The organism is Aequorivita echinoideorum (assembly GCF_018476645.1).
GTDB classification, from domain to species: domain Bacteria; phylum Bacteroidota; class Bacteroidia; order Flavobacteriales; family Flavobacteriaceae; genus Aequorivita; species Aequorivita echinoideorum.
Genome location: NZ_JAHCTB010000002.1, coordinates 131,133 through 147,811, shown reverse-complemented (window position 1 = coordinate 147,811; position 16,679 = coordinate 131,133). Strand labels below are relative to the sequence as shown.

The 16,679-nt window shown below is 37.1% G+C and carries 13 protein-coding genes; 4 read left to right on the top strand and 9 right to left on the bottom strand.

Annotated elements, in window-relative coordinates:
• Nucleotides 1-33 precede the first annotated feature (33 nt).
• A complete protein-coding gene (locus tag KIV10_RS04335; RefSeq protein ID WP_246516187.1) occupies nucleotides 34-507 on the bottom strand; it encodes a hypothetical protein in 474 nt (157 codons plus the stop codon).
• 47 nt (nucleotides 508-554) lie between these two features.
• Here KIV10_RS04335 and argS point away from each other — a divergent pair, with 47 nt between their 5' ends.
• Entirely contained in the window at nucleotides 555-2,330 is a 1,776-nt protein-coding gene (argS, locus tag KIV10_RS04330; protein WP_214112274.1) for an arginine--tRNA ligase, read from the top strand.
• Nucleotides 2,331-2,335: 5 nt separating this feature from the next.
• Here argS and KIV10_RS04325 read toward each other — a convergent pair whose 3' ends face one another.
• The 3 genes from KIV10_RS04325 to KIV10_RS04315 are packed head-to-tail and all read right to left on the bottom strand — an operon-like array spanning nucleotide 2,336 to nucleotide 6,353.
• Nucleotides 2,336-4,897 carry a TonB-dependent receptor gene (locus KIV10_RS04325; RefSeq protein WP_214112273.1) on the bottom strand — a complete coding sequence of 854 codons (2,562 nt, stop codon included), beginning with the start codon at nucleotides 4,895-4,897 and terminating at the stop codon, nucleotides 2,336-2,338.
• A complete protein-coding gene (locus tag KIV10_RS04320) occupies nucleotides 4,878-5,789 on the bottom strand; it encodes a FecR family protein (RefSeq protein WP_214112272.1) in 912 nt (303 codons plus the stop codon). The genes KIV10_RS04325 and KIV10_RS04320 overlap by 20 nt, the downstream gene beginning before the upstream one ends.
• Before the next feature lie 54 nt (nucleotides 5,790-5,843).
• Nucleotides 5,844-6,353: an RNA polymerase sigma factor gene (locus KIV10_RS04315; protein WP_214112271.1), complete on the bottom strand. Its 510-nt coding sequence runs from the start codon at nucleotides 6,351-6,353 to the stop codon at nucleotides 5,844-5,846.
• 102 nt (nucleotides 6,354-6,455) lie between these two features.
• Between KIV10_RS04315 and KIV10_RS04310 the strand changes: the two genes are divergently transcribed.
• The 3 genes from KIV10_RS04310 (at nucleotide 6,456) to KIV10_RS04300 (ending at nucleotide 10,346) form a co-directional block, all read left to right on the top strand.
• The gene (locus tag KIV10_RS04310; protein WP_214112270.1) at nucleotides 6,456-8,213 is read left to right on the top strand and encodes a hypothetical protein; all 1,758 of its coding nucleotides are present in this window, start codon (nucleotides 6,456-6,458) and stop codon (nucleotides 8,211-8,213) included.
• 33 nt (nucleotides 8,214-8,246) lie between these two features.
• Nucleotides 8,247-8,717, top strand: coding sequence for a hypothetical protein (locus tag KIV10_RS04305; RefSeq protein WP_246516186.1), 471 nt, complete (start codon nucleotides 8,247-8,249; stop codon nucleotides 8,715-8,717).
• A 129-nt stretch (nucleotides 8,718-8,846) separates the two neighbouring features.
• Complete coding sequence (locus tag KIV10_RS04300; protein ID WP_214112269.1) at nucleotides 8,847-10,346, top strand: hypothetical protein; 1,500 nt, start codon at nucleotides 8,847-8,849, stop codon at nucleotides 10,344-10,346.
• Between the two features lie 56 nt (nucleotides 10,347-10,402).
• Here KIV10_RS04300 and KIV10_RS04295 read toward each other — a convergent pair whose 3' ends face one another.
• The 5 genes from KIV10_RS04295 to KIV10_RS04275 form a co-directional block, all read right to left on the bottom strand.
• Entirely contained in the window at nucleotides 10,403-11,878 is a 1,476-nt protein-coding gene (locus KIV10_RS04295) for a M28 family peptidase (protein ID WP_214112268.1), read from the bottom strand.
• 109 nt (nucleotides 11,879-11,987) lie between these two features.
• A complete protein-coding gene (locus KIV10_RS04290) occupies nucleotides 11,988-12,794 on the bottom strand; it encodes a DUF6090 family protein (RefSeq protein WP_214112267.1) in 807 nt (268 codons plus the stop codon).
• Nucleotides 12,795-13,025: 231 nt separating this feature from the next.
• Nucleotides 13,026-13,790: a LytR/AlgR family response regulator transcription factor gene (locus KIV10_RS04285; protein ID WP_214112266.1), complete on the bottom strand. Its 765-nt coding sequence runs from the start codon at nucleotides 13,788-13,790 to the stop codon at nucleotides 13,026-13,028.
• On the bottom strand, nucleotides 13,790-15,799 hold the full coding sequence (locus tag KIV10_RS04280) for a tetratricopeptide repeat protein (RefSeq protein ID WP_214112265.1): 2,010 nt from the start codon (nucleotides 15,797-15,799) through the stop codon (nucleotides 13,790-13,792). The genes KIV10_RS04285 and KIV10_RS04280 overlap by 1 nt, the downstream gene beginning before the upstream one ends.
• A 59-nt stretch (nucleotides 15,800-15,858) precedes the next feature.
• A complete protein-coding gene (locus KIV10_RS04275; RefSeq protein ID WP_214112264.1) occupies nucleotides 15,859-16,485 on the bottom strand; it encodes a tetratricopeptide repeat protein in 627 nt (208 codons plus the stop codon).
• Nucleotides 16,486-16,679 lie beyond the last annotated feature (194 nt).

Sequence of the window (16,679 nt, the reverse complement as noted above, 5' to 3'; positions counted from 1 at the left end):
TCCCAAGTTTACCGCTAGATTACCAAACGGTTATTAAGCAATGTCGCCAAAATCTGGATTTTGTGGCGTTGCTGCGGCCTTGGCTTCCAAAAGTTTTTTCATGAAATTATGCACCGCCACATCTTTTTTTCCGGCAATTATCCTAAAAAAATGGTTGTCCTTATAAAGGGTATATTCATCTGAATTTCCTTTAAAAATCACCAATTTTCTGTACGGAACAATCAACCCATAATTCTCAAGTTTGCTTCTGAAACCGATTATAATCCCATTCGGCCTCATTTCAATATTGCACACGTTTCTGTTTTTATCGCGCGCCATCAGCTGTGTAATTTCCTCACTGGCTTCTTTCAGTATCAATTTTGGGGAACCGTTTCCGCGCATTTTAATTCGCTCGCGCAACCCAAAGGGTTTTCCCAATTCCGCTTCAATTTGGCGTTTAATTTCTTTATCGTTGTAGGATAGGTTCAGCAGCATTTTTTCCTTTAAAGATACTTTATTGCCAAACATTTCAAATTTAAAAATGGGTATCTTTGCGCTTTTAAATTTCCAGCTACATGAAACTTCAGCAAAAAATAGAATCTGAAATTAAAAATGCCGTTGAAAAAATCTATGGCGCAACGCTAGAGTCTGTTGAATTACAGACAACCCGGAAGGATTTTGAAGGTGATATTACCGCAGTGGTTTTCCCGATGTTGCGTGTTGTTAAGGGAAATCCCGTACAAATAGGCGAGGCAATTGGAGCGTTTTTGGTTGAGAACGTAGCGGAGATTTCAAAATTCAATGTGGTTCAGGGGTTTTTGAATCTTGTTTTAAGCGATGCGTATTATCTGGAATTTTTCAATTCGGTTCAGGATTTTTCCACATTCGGAAAAGTTCCGCAGGGAGACACAGCCATAATGGTTGAATATTCTTCGCCAAACACCAATAAGCCGTTGCATTTGGGCCACGTTCGCAATGTTCTTTTGGGATATTCAGTAGCCGAAATTGAAAAAGCGGCTGGGAAAAAAGTGTACAAAACCCAGATTATCAACGACCGTGGAATTCATATCTGTAAAAGTATGCTTGCCTGGGAAAAGTTTGGAAATGAAGAGACTCCAGCTACCACTAATTTAAAAGGCGACAAGTTGGTGGGTAATTATTATGTGAAATTTGATCAGGAATATAAAAAGGAAATTCAGGCCTTAAAGGAAATTGGAAAAACGGAAGAGGAAGCGAAAGCCCAAGCACCACTTATAAAGGAAGCGCAGGAAATGCTGCGTAAATGGGAAGCTGGCGATGAGGAAACCGTTGCGCTTTGGAATAAAATGAACGGTTGGGTATATGCTGGTTTTGAGGAAACTTATAAAAATATAGGCGTTGATTTCGATTTCTATTATTATGAAAGCGATACTTATTTGCTGGGCAAGGATATTATTGAAGAAGGCATTAAAAAAGGTGTATTTTTTATGAAGGATGATGGCTCCATTTGGTGCGATCTTACCGAAGAAGGCCTTGATGAAAAACTGGTATTGCGGAGTGATGGAACCGCTGTTTATATGACGCAGGACATAGGCACCGCAGTACAGCGCGTAAAGGACCATCCGGACGTTGGCGGGATGATATATACCGTTGGTAATGAGCAGGATTACCATTTCAAGGTGTTATTTCTTATTCTGAAAAAATTGGGGTATAGCTGGGCAGAAAATCTGTTCCATTTAAGTTACGGAATGGTTGATTTGCCTTCGGGAAAAATGAAAAGCCGCGAGGGAACTGTAGTGGATGCAGATGATTTAATTGAACAAATGACAGAGACAGCCCGAAAAATTTCAGAGGAACTTGGAAAGATTGATGATTTTTCAATAGAAGAAAAAGAGGCACTTTACAAAATGATTGGTCTTGGTGCACTTAAATATTATATTTTGAAAGTAGATCCAAAAAAGCGGATTCTTTTCAACCCGGAAGAAAGTGTCGATTTTCAAGGGAACACGGGGCCCTTTATTCAATATACCTATGCGCGGATCCAGTCCATTCTCCGAAAGGCTGGAAAAGTTTCTACTGCCCTCGACCTAACATCCATAAAAATACATGCCAAAGAAAAGGAACTCATAAAAATAATTCAGCAATATCCGGATACCATTCAATTGGCGGCAGAAAATTACAGTCCGGCTCTCATTGCAAACTACACATACGATCTTGTGAAGGAATTCAATAGTTTTTACCAAAATGTACCTATTTTGGCCACGGACAATGAACAGGAAAAATTATTCCGAATAAAACTTTCCGCGGCGGTTGCCGAGGTAATAAAAAGCGCATTCAGTCTTTTGGGAATAGACGTTCCGGAGCGGATGTAGAATTTTTAAAAAAAAACTTGGAAAGAGACATTTGGTGTAATGCCCAAAGAAATTTCTTCTATCTTATTTACGGTTGTTACATTATTTTCGTTTCTCGCAACTGAGTAACGAATATTCAAAATGTTCTCCCTATTAAGAATATTTAGAAGTGCCAAATTTAGCTTTCCACTTGTTCTAGATGAAAATTTCCAGTTATACTCGGCAGATAAATCGGTTCTAAAATAATGCGGTAATCTTTGTTGATGTGGACTATCATATTTTATGATTGGTATTCCCCCCACAATTTCTGTTTCAGTATTTTCTAGGGGAATTGTATACGGTTTTCCGCTGTGCCAGTTTACCCCCAATGCTATTTTTAAGGATTTATACACATAGGTCCCAGCTAAAGTAGCAGCATGTTGCACGTCTAAATTGTTGGGAAAAATTTTCGGTTCCAAAGTTTCAAAGTTATACTGGTTATTACTATAAGTGTAACTAATCCAAGTACTTAATGCGCCAGTTTTTTTGTTTAGTGTACACTCTATGCCTCGAACCGAATAATTACCTATTGCTTTTGTAAATTGATATTGATTTTGAAGACCTTGGTTTGCGCTATTAATATTATCAACCCTTTTGTAAAATCCTTCCAAGTTTAAAAATAGATCTCTTTTGTTATAAATAAGCCCCAGGGAGATTTGCTTACTAGTTAGTATTGGAATTTCTTCCCCATCTGCCAAAACCCATCTCCGTTTCTCGATGCCCAAAAAATCACTATCAAAATCAATTCGCTGGGTAGTGGCCTGGCTTTTAAACTCACCCATTATCTCGACAGCAAACCCATACCCAACTTTTTGATTTATAGTCAAACGGGGTTCAACTCTATATTTTTCAAATTTTGAAAAATAATTGATTCGTGCTCCACTGAACAAGAATGTTTTTTTATTTGGCGCTACGTAATCCAAGCCTGCAAATAATGCATGGGTGCGTAAAACTTTTTTTTCATAGTCCCTAAACCTGGGCAGATTCACGTCTTGGGTATTTGCAATTCCAATTTCCGAGAAATGATAACCACCCTGAAGAATCCAGGATTCTGAAAAGCCTACATTTGACTCCAATTTAATACCGGTTTCCAAGACTTCATTTTTTTGAATTTGTTCTTGTGCCGTAAATATATCCTTTTTTATAGCGTCTAAAAGATAGTATGTGCTGTATGTGGATGCTGTTAACTCGGCATTATCATTTAAAGTATGTTGCCAGCTAAGCCCCCCCAAAATACTTCTTTGGTCAAGTTTACTGGTTTTTGACTGTGAATTGACAGAAACAGTTTCGGTAAAATCAAGTGAATTATCTATAGTCAATGCGCTAAATTCAATAAGATCCTTTTCCGATATTTTCCACAACATTTTTGTGCTTATGTCATAAAACCCAAAATCTTCATCAGTAGTTATTTGAATATTGCTTTCCGAGTCTTCAATATCTGAAATTTCACTATCCTGAAAAATCCGGCTGGTATAATTTCTATAGATGGGAGACTCAAAAAATTCATTTATCGATTTTCTGGCTGCAATTTGTAACCCAAGTTTTTTGGAAATGGGCATTTCCAAAAATGCATTAATATTCATCAAATTGGCACCGATTCCAGCTTGCGTTTCGTTCGGGATTTTGTTATTTGGTTTCATGGATATTACTCCTGAAACCCCTTCGCCATACCTTATGTTCGTACCGTTTTTGTGAACGGTAACATTTTTTGTAATATCTGGATTTACGGCAGATATAAGCCCGAAAAAATGTCCGGTTTGATACATTTTTATATCGTCCCAGAGCATTAGGGTTTCATCATGAGTACCACCTCGAATGTTGATGTTTGAAATTGTTTCGTCAACACTTGTAATCCCCGGAAGCGCTTGTGTTATCTGTAGAATATCATCTTCTACTTGTCCAGGTAAAAGTCCAAAGTTTTCTGTAACAATCCTTATGGATCCATCTAGGTTTTTATTGATACCATTGGTAAAAATATTCTTTACCACCACAGCATCCAGTTCAAACACGCTAGTTCTGAGTAATATAATGGTACATTCTCTTGATAAATCTGAAGTATTCCCTTCAATGGTCCTATATCCTACAAATGATATTGAGTATAATGAATTAATATGCTGGGCTGGAATGAAAAAAAATCCTTCAGCATTTGAAGTGGTTCTATACGGCCCATCTCCTAAAAGAATAGTGGCGCCCTCCAGAGGTAATTGGGTCTCAAAATCCTTAAGTTGGACACAAAGATGATTTTCATCATTGGGAAGAGCTATAGATATGTATCGCTCATTTATGCGGTGATAGCGTAATGGTGTATTGCTCTGCAGATGGGATAGAATGTTTTCTACCGTTTCTTTTTCTTCTGATAACGGTTTTATCCTAATTTTTTCAACCTCTTCCGTAACGTAAGAGAAACGAACCGAAAACTTTTTTTCCACGTAAGTAATGTAGGACAATAGGGTGGTCTCTTCAATTTTCTGTCCAAAGGATTTTATTCCCAAGACAATAAATATTGAAATGAAAATAAGTTTTTTATAGCTAGTTGCTATTTTTGGCATTAATATATACTATTCCTTTTTTTCCTAATTTATATTGTAGATTAAGTGGCTCGCAAATGGCTTGTAATGCTAAATCGAGATTGGAATGTGTGAAGCTGCCAGTGAATTTTTTTTCAAAATTCACATTTTCTAAGGTCACTTTTATCGGGTATTGTCTCTCAAGTTCTTTTATAACCGTAGTCAAACTCTCATTTCTGAAAGAACTTTCACTCAGAAACCAAGTTGGACTGGTTTGTTGGACCTCTCGGTTAAGGGCTAATTTTCCATCCTTTATATAAACTTCATTCCCAGCAGAAACCTGTAGAACAGTATCCGCAAAAGCTACGCTTACCAATCCTTCATAACAAGAAACTGAAAGTGCGCCTTCCCTTGCGCGAACATTAAATTTTGTTCCCAGAACACTTACAATTCCTTCAACGGTTGCAACACTGAATTTATTTCCTTTTGCCACATTAAAGTGCGCTTCACCTTCCAATGAAAGTTCACGGGAAGTGTTCCATCTCTTTTTGTTGTAGGTAATTTTTGATCCCGAATTCAAAACAACTTCAGAATTATCGGGCAATAGAAAAGTTTCCGTTTGAGCTATTTTTGATTCTACCATAGTGTCAAGTGTGGTGGTGTAATAATAGGTAGCGAAAACAACGGCCAAAAAAGCTGCGACCTTCCAGGCATATGAAAAAATGGTGTTATTGTTTATATGCCGAACATGTTTCCTTTTTTCTAAAATTGCTTTAAGATTTGAATCTACATCCATATCCGGCAATTCAAATCGAGAACTTAGGTTGGCAATTTTAATATGTGAAGCATATTCTGGATCCTCTTCCAACTGCTTACGTTCTTCAGGTGAAGCCTCATTATTTAGCCATTTGTGCAATAAGTAATTTTTCTCCATAATAATCTTATTCGTAGCTAAAACAAAGTAGAGCCAAAATACCCTACCTTGAAATTAAATATTTCCAATTTCCTTGCGGAGTGTTGCCAATGCTTGGCTCATTCTTTTTTCCACTGCTTTTATTGAAATATCAAGCATTTCTGCTATTTCAGAATATTTTTTACCTTCAATTCTATTTAGCAAAAAAGCAGTGCGTTGGGCTTCAGTGAGATTTTCAATGGATTTTTTAAGTTTTTCGCTAAATTGTGATTCTTCCATTAAAAATTCGGGAGAATGGTTATTTATTTTTTCTGGTTGGCTTTTGGCATGTTTAAGCACAACCTTTTTATGTGCAACTTGATTTAAAAAAGCATTGTTGCATACCGTATATAAGAAGGATTTTGCCTTTTCTTTTGAAACTTTGGCACAATTTTGCCATAATTTTATATAGGCTTCTTGGACCAAATCATCTGCCTGAGAGGAATTTCCACATTTAATATATATAAACCTCCAGATGGGCTTTCCATATATTTTATACAAAAGGTTGAATGTGCTCTCGTCACATACATTTTCCGTATTTTTCATAACTAGGTTGATGGATTTCAAATATATTTAAAAACTTTTCAACTTTTGAGGTAGGGTTTATTTTAATTTAATTGTTCTAACTGTAATTTCAATATTTTATAAGTGCAAAGAAAACACGCATCATTTAATTTTTTCTTGGCTTTAATAACCCTACTATTAATTTCCTGCCAAAAGGAAGAGCAGGAATTTATAGATGAAACACCGCCAGAAACCATCACATCTTCCTCTGTTTTGACCAATCTTTTATTAAGAACTGCTCAAAACCCAGGTGCTTATGATGATATAGTGGATGGCAACAGTTGCACCTCAGTAAATTTTCCTGTCACGGTAACTGCAAATGGCCAACAAGTTACACTAGTAAGCCACGAGGATATTATACTCATAATACAGATTTTTGGGCAGTTTCCAAATGATAGTGATGTTTTGGAAATTGACTTCCCAATAACGGTACAAACTTTCGATTTTTCAGAAATAACCTTAAGTAGCCAGAATCAGCTGGATGCACTCGCGCTAGCTTGCGACACTAGCTCACAAGAAATAACGTGTCTGGATTTTGCGTATCCCATTAATTTTTTAACCTATAATGCTGAACAACAAAGAACTGGAATTGTAACAATAAACGAGGATATTGAACTATTTGGGTTTCTTCAGAATCTGGATGCTAATACGTATGTGAGTTTGGATTTTCCCGTTACGGTTTTTACTTCAGGGGGAACGGTTGCAAATGTCTCAAATAATGTAGAGTTACAAAATATGATACTGGAATGTGCAACAAATAATAGTGAAGCGCCTTTTGATGTGGCTCAATTTGAAGAAGACTTAACAACTGGTATTTGGTACGTAACTTACTTTTTCGACGATTATGATGAAACCGATATATATGAAGGATACGGATTTGCATTTACTGAAGATGGAATGGCACAGGCAGTGAAAGACGGAAATACGCTTCCCGGAAACTGGAGCTTAGATTCAGATTATTCCTTGGAATTATTCTTCGGTGAAAATGATCCGCTGGATGAATTTGATGATGACTGGGAAATTATAGAGGCAAATTCTGAAATGATAAGATTGAAGCACACTAACGCTGGTAGTGACAGCACTAATTATTTAACATTTGGCCGAGATCCAAATACGGGTATTAACACACAATTGAATGTTTTTATCGAAAATCTCATAACCGGCAACTGGTATATAAATTTGTTGCGGGAAGGTGGGACAGATAACACATCGAATTTTAATGAATACCAATTCTCCTTTTTTATAAATGGCGCTGCAACTGCCATTAGTGGAAATAATACTATAAACGGTTTTTGGACTGTAATTAGCGAAGCTAATGAGTTGAATTTGATAGTCAATTTCGATACAGCAACCAATAGTGATTTCTCTTTGCTCAACGATGATTGGGACGTTTTAGAAGCTAACCAAAATATTATTCGTCTTAGCGATGAAAATGGAAATACCAGTGAAACCGATCTCCTTACCTTTGGTAGAGAGCCAAATACAGGAGGTGGTGGGCCAGATCCGCAGGAACTCACCAGTATATTGCAATCAGGTACTTGGTATATTGACAGCTATTTAGATGATGGGGAAGATGAAACCTCAGATTTTTTAGGATTCAACTTTACATTTTTTAATAACCAGAGCATATTGGCTACAAATGGATCTCAAAATATCGATGGAAATTATATAATAACTATTATTGATGAAGAGCTAAATTTCGATTTCAATATGGATAGCCCACTGAACGGAGCTGATGACGATGAATATAAGGTGATTCAATTTACAAGCAATACCGTAATTTCAATCACCAGAAATAGTACAGGTGAAATTGAGGACACCTTAATTTTTAAAAAAAATTAATTAATACATAAACAGTAAATAACTATATAAACTATGAAAACTCTATTAAAAACAGCACTTATTATTTTTAGTATTCAAACATTGACCATTTCCTGTCAAGGGGATGATGATAGCAATTCACAACAGGATGCTCCCCTTCAGCAAAACATAGAAATAGTCCAAAACGGAAATTGGAGAATAACCTATTATTTTGATACCGATCAAGAGGAAACAAACCATTTTACAGGATATATCTTCACCTTTAATTCAAATAATAGTTTGGTTGCAGTTAAGGGAGATAATTCAGTCACGGGAACTTGGTCCATTACCAATGGCAGCTCAAGCGATGATGATGGTGGAAGTTCCAATGATACCGATTTCAATATTTTCTTTTCCTCTCCCGCAGATTTTGAGGAACTTTCAGATGATTGGGATATTATTTCGATAAGTAATTCAAAAATTGAACTTACAGATGTGAGTGGTGGCAATGGCGGTACAGATTTTTTGACCTTTGAAAAAATTTAATTGATTTATCAATCCGTTTCTAAAACCATTCCTCAACGGAATGGTTTTTTTTCAAAAATAAATTGATAGAGGTAGGGTTTTTAGTTTGAGAACGGTTCTAGTAATGTAAACCATAAATATTTAACTATTATGAATAAATTAGCCAAATTTGCCTTAGTTGCTTACCTTTTATTGTTTTTGGTAAGTTCTTGCAGTGAAGACGATTCCACACCTTTTGATGACTCTAATACCGATTTGGTGTCTGTAGATTCTGAACTGGGCAATCTTTTACTGCGTACATCAGATGACAATAATAGCGCATCGATAGATTGTATTGATCTTGCATATCCCATCACATTTTTTATCTATAATTCTAACCAACAGCAAACAGGAACCCAGACCATAGCAAATGATGGAGAGCTTTTGTCTTTATTGCTTTCCCTTGAGCCTGGAACTTTTATAGCCTTGCAATTTCCGGTAAACGTAATCCAACAAGATGGAACTATTGTTCAGGTAAACAGTAACGCTGAGCTTGCAACATTAATTTCTTCCTGTGGCTCAAACGGTGGCGGCTATACTACAGACTTTGAAACAATTCTCACATCAGGATCGTGGTTTGTGACCTATTTTTTTGATGATCAAGACGAAACAAATGACTTCGCTGGTTATGAATTTACCTTTAATACGAATAATACAGCAATAGCTGCTGGAACTTCTATCAATGTTAATGGTACCTGGAATTTAACTGGAAGCAGTATTCCGGACCTTATATTATTTTTCGGTAATAATTCCCCCTTTGATGAACTGGACGAAGATTGGGACATAATTGAAGCTACCCCAGATATCATAAAACTGAAACATATAAGTGGCGGTAATGGCGGTGTAGATTTCTTGACTTTTGAACGTAATCCCAACGGTGGAGGAGGAAATTCTTCAGATTTTACAAATATTTTAACAAATGATGTATGGTATGTGAATTTGTTAAACGATGATGGCGACAATGAAACCTGTGATTATGTAAACTATGAATTTCAATTCAACGCAAATCAAACTGTAACTGCCACAAGTACCAGCAATACTGTAAATGGTACTTGGACTACTGCAAACAGTGGTAGCGGTCTCGACCTTATACTCAATTTTGAAATTTCGGGAAGTGATGATCCTTTTGATGATTTAAATGATGACTGGGACGTTGTAAATTTCGATGCACAAAACATTATGCTTCTGGACATAAGTGGCGGAAACGGAGGTACTGACTATTTAAATTTTGGAAGAAATCCATATGAGGATTGCAGTGGCGGAGGAAACCCCGAAGAGCTATCAACCATACTGATAGATGGGCAATGGTATGTACAAAGCTACATAGATGATGGTGACAACGAAACTAATGATTATAATGGTTACAGCGTTACATTTAACTCAAATGGAAGCGTGATAGCACAAAATGGTGGAAATACCATTAATGGAACTTGGAGTGTTATAAATAGCAGCAGTGGTCTTGATTTAATTTTAGACTTTGGAAATACTATTCCTTTTGATGAATTCAATGATGATTGGGATGTTGTAAATTATTCAGATATTAAAATTGAACTCACCGATGTAAGCGGCGGCAACGGCGGCACCGATTTCCTTACCTTCGAAAAAATTTAAAACACAAGTTTGAATTATAAAAAAAGCCACGAAAGTTTCGTGGCTTTTTTCTTTTCTTAATTTTCATATAACGATTTTCCCGCGGCTTCGTATTTGTCGCCCTTTGTCCAGATGGGTTTTTCGGAATCGTTGCCTATCAGCCTTCCAGAGAGCACATAGCTTTTGAAGAATTTCAATAAATAATCAAAATCCAGAGTGTCCGCTTCATCACTGGCTTGGTGATAATATTTTGTAATTTCCGCATCAAAACTGGTAAAGCCCAAAGAATAGGTGGGGGCAGGAATTCCAGCTTTGGCGAAATGTACGTTGTCACTTCTGTCAAAGAGCCCCTGCTCCGGCGCGGGATCATCAGTTGCGCGCAGGCTAAATGCCGTAGCTGCATCCTTAATATTTTTGCTCGCCGTGGTTCGTTCCAAACCAATGATGGTCGTAATAGATGTGTCATTATACCCACCATTATCACTATTGAAACAAAAAACCATTTTATTTAACGGCAAAACAGGATTTTCAATGTAGTATTTACTTCCCAAAAGACCTTTTTCCTCTCCCGTAAATAAAATGAAAAGCGCCGAGCGTTTGGTAGGGTATTTCGCCAAGTTTTCAGCCATGCTCAGTACCGTTGTCGTTCCCACAGCATTATCCCTCGCGCCATTGTAAATAGTATCTCCCGTTTGGTCTGGGGCGCCAATGCCCACGTGGTCGTAATGTGCAGCGTAGATAATGTATTCATCTTTTAATTTGGCATCGGTACCTTCCACAATCCCGATTACATTTTGGGAAATTATTTCAGTAATTGCCGGTTTTTCCAATTGCAACTGAATATTGTGGTTATTTTTTGATTCCAGATTTTTAGCATTTAAACCCTTTGGATCAAAAACCCAGAGGTAGGCAGGGTTTTTATTTTCGGAAGCAATATTTTTTGAGGCGATTTCCAATTTATCCGCATTAAAATTATGGTCAATAAACGCCCATACGTTTTCGTTGGTATCAACCAATTCAATGATTGCCTTTACGCCATTTCTTGCGGCAAATTGTTGCTTTTGCTCTCGCAACCCAAAAGCGGCCTGCGCGGTATTGGTATTTGCATCGCCGGCTTTAATGATAATTATTTTTCCCTCTGTATTTTTCCCCTCGTAATCATTTTCCAAACCGTAGCCCAAAAAGATAGCATCTCCTGTAAAATCGATATCGTTAGCCTGCAAAACTGCCAATTGCGGATAATTTTTTCCATCTATATTTAAATTTGCATTTTTAACGGAAGGAGTTTTGGTAAGCGGCACGCGCTGGTAGTAGGAATCTGTACCGGGAATGGGCTTTACTCCGAACTTTTTTAGAGTATTGGCCAAATAAGCCGCGGCGATTTTATTTTCTGCCGTACCCGTCTCCCGGCCTTTCAACGAATCGTCTGCCAGAAAATATATGTGACTCTCAATAGTACTTTTTTTGACGGTGGCTTCAACTTTTTCCTTTTCTGTTTGGGAAATTAATTGCAAAGTGATTAATAGGAAAAACAATAAGGCGAGATTTTTCATAGTAACATTCAAATTCAAATGAAAAGATTTTCTTCAGAATTTAAAGATATAGAAAGTTGGGAGACTTTTGGAAGAACCAAATGTCCAAAAAATATATGACTGAAGTGAACTATTTTCTGCTAGCATATAGACTCAACTGCGTATCCACTGCATCTAGCTGTTTTAAAACATAATTCATATAAGCCAATTTGGAATCCAGATTTCCAATCAAGAACAGTAGATCTTTTTTCAATTGCGTATCTTCCAAAAGAATTTTCAAGGCATCTTCCGCTTCTTTATCTGTAATGTTAATTTGGCAATCCTCCGGCAAACGTACCGAAATGCCTTTTCGCGAACCAATATAAATATCGCCGCAATGCGTGCGAATCTGATCTTGAATTTCCTGTGGCATCAAGCTTCGTAGGCTTTCCCTATATTTGTTGGGCACAAGCATAATAGGTACGGTATTCCAGTTTAATTCGTTATAAGATATAATGGATTGCTTAAGACTATCACTTCTAATTAGATTGATCTGGCCAGAAAAAACCAATTCCTTGTAGGTTGAATTCTGCATCCGTGCGCTGTTTATTTGGCTAGCTTGGTACAAATCAACAAGGCTTGAGCCCGATTTTTTAAAGGCCTTGAGTGAATCATTAAAGTATGCTATAGATTTTTTGGCGTGCTCGTTTACTTGGGCATTGTAAAAAATATAGGTTTTTACGTATGATTTTTCTTCCTTTAAATCGTCCAAAAGTCTGTTGACATATCGGGTTTCCAACCGAGTATTTTTTCGGTATTCATTCCATTTATTTAATTGAAGCGCAATTAGAATACCGATCACCACAAGTATAATTTCACCCAGCGCATACACGACATAACGTGTTAACCGGCTTTCTTTCAATAAACTATATCGTATATTTCGAAATATTTTTGCCACAAGAATTTGTTTTTAAATTTATTGATGTCTCAATTCATAAAAAGTAGAAGCGCACTGACAATAATAGCATACGTTATTAGAGTAAAAATTTTCATTACCAATAATTTCATTTAAAAATCAGTATTCTAAATAATTAAAGACCAGACTAAAACGAAAAGGATATGGGACGAAGAACATGTTTTCCTGTCCGAGAGGTGTTAGTTATTTACCTAAGAATTTTTAAATGATGTATTACAAGGTCTGCAGCCTACTTAGAAGTTCATTACGCATGGACTTGCTCATGGGGATTGCCTTTTTTGAAATTACCACGTGCGTGCCGGCCACTTCATTGATCTGGGAAAGATTGATAATGTAGCTGCGGTGTATTCTTAAAAAATGATTATACGGAAGTTTTTCGTCAATATCCTTGAGCGTCATAACAAGTAAATACTCCCGCGTTGCGGTAAAAATGCGGCTGTAATTACGGTCTGCTTCAATGTAATAAATATCCTTAATATCTATTTTCAGCATCTTTTCGTTATGGCGAACAAAAATGCGATCGTTCAAGATATAGGGAAGGGTGTTTTCGGAAGTATGTGCTTCAATACTACCATTTTCCTTGGACTCGGCATTTCTTTCAATTGAGATTCTATCCACCGTCAATTCAATGGCACGCTGCAGATCCAATTTCTTAAAAGGTTTAGAGATGAATGCATAGGGATGGGTTTCCTTGGCGCGATTAAAATGCGCCTCATCCGTGTTTGCGGTGAGATAGATTATAGGAATGGCGAAGCGCTTGTGTATTTGCTGTGCAGTGGCAATTCCGTCCAAATTCCCTTTCAATTGAATGTCCATTAAAATAATATCGGGCCTGTCAATAGCTATATTTTCTAAGGCTTCCTCCCCGCGCGGTATAATTCCGGTGACATCGTATCCCAATTCAATAAGTTGCAACGAAATATTGGCTGCAATAACCATTTCGTCTTCCACAATCAATATTTTGGTTACGCCATCCATCAAGCCGTTACATAATTTTTAAAATGAAAAAGAAGGGTAGTTCCGTGGGAATGATCTTCATGCATAGTACCGTTGAGTTGTTGTGTGAGCAATCGAATAAGTTGCGTGCCGAAACCCGTTCCTTTTGGGACGGCACCTTCCATTTTTCCTATGCCGTTATCCGAAACTCTTAGTTGCAAAGCATCCTTTTCGTGCTTTAAACTGATGTCAATCTTACCAGAATTTCCATCGGGAAATGCATACTTCAGCGCATTGGTAAGCAGTTCATTAACGATTAATCCAATTGGCACCGCGGTATCCACATCCAGGTTCAATTCATCCATGGCACATTCTATACGTACTTTTTGTTCTGCGTTGAAGGTATCTAGAACGCCTTCGCCTAAATTTAAAAAATAATCCTTCATTTCAATAGCGCCTAAATTATTGCCCTGATATAATTTTTGATGAATTATCCCCATGCTCTGCACGCGGTTTTGGCTGGCGAGCATAGCTTCCTTGCTTGCGGTATCTGTCAATTGCGCAGATTGCAGGGCGATAAGGCTTTTTACCATTTCCAGATTGTTCTTTACCCGGTGATGGATTTCTTTGAGCAGCAATTCGTTCTGCTTGTTCTTTGCATCCAGTTCCGTATTAAGTATCGCCAGCGCTTTCCTTTTTTTACGAATATTTTGAAGGATAAAAAACATTCCGAAGACAATGATGGCGAGCAGTGCGGCTAAAATAACGTATAAAGTCTGTGTGCGTTTTTGTTGTGCAATTTGTGCATTTTGGGTCGTGATGGTTTGCTCTTTCTTCTCCGTTTCGTATTGGGTAAGCAGTTCGCTCATATTCCTATCGCTTTCCAATGCAGCAACGCTATCACCCATAATCCGCGCCTTTTTTTGATATTCCAGTGCTGCGGGATAATTGCCCAATTTTTCATAAATAGTGCTGGCGTGCATGTAATTTTCAGGCAAATTGGGCAGATCGCCACTTTCTTCGGTAAGTCTTATTGTTTCCAATTGATACGGAAGCGCTTCTTCATAATTTCCCACTAACAGATTTATCTCCCCCAAATTTGCACCTATGGTATTAAGGGCGTTTTGGTAATTTGATTCCTGTGCCAGCCGCAAAGACTCTTTATAGTTTTGGAGGGCTTCAGGATAGCGACCTAGTCGCTTCAACGCATTGCCGCGATTATTATAAAAATCAGAAAGGGACATGGCGTCAAATCCTTGGTTTATTGCTTCATTCAACGCTTTCTCAAAATATTCCAGGGCTTGTTGATAGTTGCTTAAGGCAATACTGGCGTCACCAGCTGCAGTGTAGGCAAAAACCAATTCGCGTTGAAAATTATTTTTCTCACATATCGCGATGGTCTTCTTTGCGTAATCCAGCGCTTCCTGCTTTCTTCCTTGCAATAAAACATCCTGTGATAATCTGCTATTGGCACCGGCGATGCCCATTTTATCACCAATGCTTTCCATCAATTTAAGGGCTTTCAAATCTGCTTCCAAAGCTTTTTGTAGCTCTCCTTTCTTTTTGTGAACCCATCCAATTTTAAAATAAGTAGTAGCTTGCCCTTTTTTATCTCCAATTTTCTGATACCCTTTTTCAGCTTTTGAAAAATAGAAAGAGGCAGAATCCAGCTGAATCATATTCGCATGAATTCTTCCCTTCATTTCATAAAATCTGGGTTGCCATTTGGTATTTTTATTTTTATCGGAAAGAAAAACTCCTTTTCTTGCGTAGATTATAGCTTTATCCAAATCCTTCAGGGAATAATAATCTGTAATATTGCTAAGTAGCTCTAGTTTTTTTTCTGCAACGGTAGTAGTTTCCAGCGAGTCAAGCAGATTTTTTATTTCGTAATCCTGCGAGAAAACTTTTGCTGTAAGCATGAAACAGATAAATGCGAAGACTGCAATTTTTATTTTGAGAAAAAAAATTTCTTGTGTTTGGGAAGTAGTGTGGGGAAAACCTCTCCGCGAAACCCAAGCTAATACCCCGCGCAGTAGTAGTGGTTTCATTTTTAATTGATTATTGGTTGTTGTTAAATATAGTGAGATTAATTATATCTACCTTACTGTTACTCACCCCAATGATGGAAAATATATTCAATTTCTTTAATTTTTTGGTTATGGGGAAATTGTTCGCTCAACTTATCAATTAATATTTTTCCTTTTCTGCAATCCTTGAAATCATATTGGCATTTATAACTGTAACCCAAGGCCAACCTATAGTTTGCTTCAAAGTCATTGGGAAATAACTGTAGTGCTTTTTTGTACTGAAAAACAGCATTGTGGTAATTTCCTTTTGCCAGCCAAGCATCGCCATCGTTTACATAGAAATGATATTTTTCTATTTCATCTTTCTGAATTTGAAACGAAGTGACTTCCAACTCAGGAAAACCAAGGCTAAAATTGTAGATGCCAAAATATAGTCCCGCAAAAATCAAGGGTAATGATATGCAAAGTAGAATGGCAAACTTTCTGCTTTCCCTTTTGCGGTTGCTTTTAATTTTTTTTCGAATGGCAAGCAATTCTTCAGGACTGGCTTTTTTAATATTGAATTGCCTCCCGGTAACTTTGTGATATTCCCGCTTTGTAGTTTTAAAATTTTTGGATTCGAAAAATGATTTCCTATTTGGCAGGAGATTTTTGTTATTACGAAGCGTAATAATCATATTCTGTATGCTGCCAAAACCACCAACCATAACATTAAATTTATTTTCAATAATACTAATTTTTTGGGAGTACCACCCATTTTAAACAGAAATAGGCTACCCAAAAAAATTAAACGTACCTTCGCGCCATATTAAAACCGTCTTCTTAGGTATAAAGGTTCTGTAATAGACCGAATTCTAAAAGCGCCGCGATAAAATATTTCCAAGCGCAGCGGTCTAACAAA

Excerpts from the sequence above, each read along its gene's own strand:
- KIV10_RS04305 (WP_246516186.1), top strand. The coding sequence starts at position 8,247 with ATGAAAACTCTATTAAAAACAGCACTTATTATTTTTAGTATTCAAACA.
- KIV10_RS04315 (WP_214112271.1), bottom strand. The coding sequence starts at position 6,353 with ATGAAAAATACGGAAAATGTATGTGACGAGAGCACATTCAACCTTTTG.
- KIV10_RS04320 (WP_214112272.1), bottom strand. The coding sequence starts at position 5,789 with ATGGAGAAAAATTACTTATTGCACAAATGGCTAAATAATGAGGCTTCA.
- KIV10_RS04295 (WP_214112268.1), bottom strand. The coding sequence starts at position 11,878 with ATGAAAAATCTCGCCTTATTGTTTTTCCTATTAATCACTTTGCAATTA.
- argS (WP_214112274.1), top strand. The coding sequence starts at position 555 with ATGAAACTTCAGCAAAAAATAGAATCTGAAATTAAAAATGCCGTTGAA.
- KIV10_RS04285 (WP_214112266.1), bottom strand. The coding sequence starts at position 13,790 with ATGGATGGCGTAACCAAAATATTGATTGTGGAAGACGAAATGGTTATT.
- KIV10_RS04325 (WP_214112273.1), bottom strand. The coding sequence starts at position 4,897 with ATGCCAAAAATAGCAACTAGCTATAAAAAACTTATTTTCATTTCAATA.
- KIV10_RS04275 (WP_214112264.1), bottom strand. The coding sequence starts at position 16,485 with ATGGTTGGTGGTTTTGGCAGCATACAGAATATGATTATTACGCTTCGT.
- KIV10_RS04335 (WP_246516187.1), bottom strand. The coding sequence starts at position 507 with ATGTTTGGCAATAAAGTATCTTTAAAGGAAAAAATGCTGCTGAACCTA.
- KIV10_RS04280 (WP_214112265.1), bottom strand. The coding sequence starts at position 15,799 with ATGAAACCACTACTACTGCGCGGGGTATTAGCTTGGGTTTCGCGGAGA.
- KIV10_RS04300 (WP_214112269.1), top strand. The coding sequence starts at position 8,847 with ATGAATAAATTAGCCAAATTTGCCTTAGTTGCTTACCTTTTATTGTTT.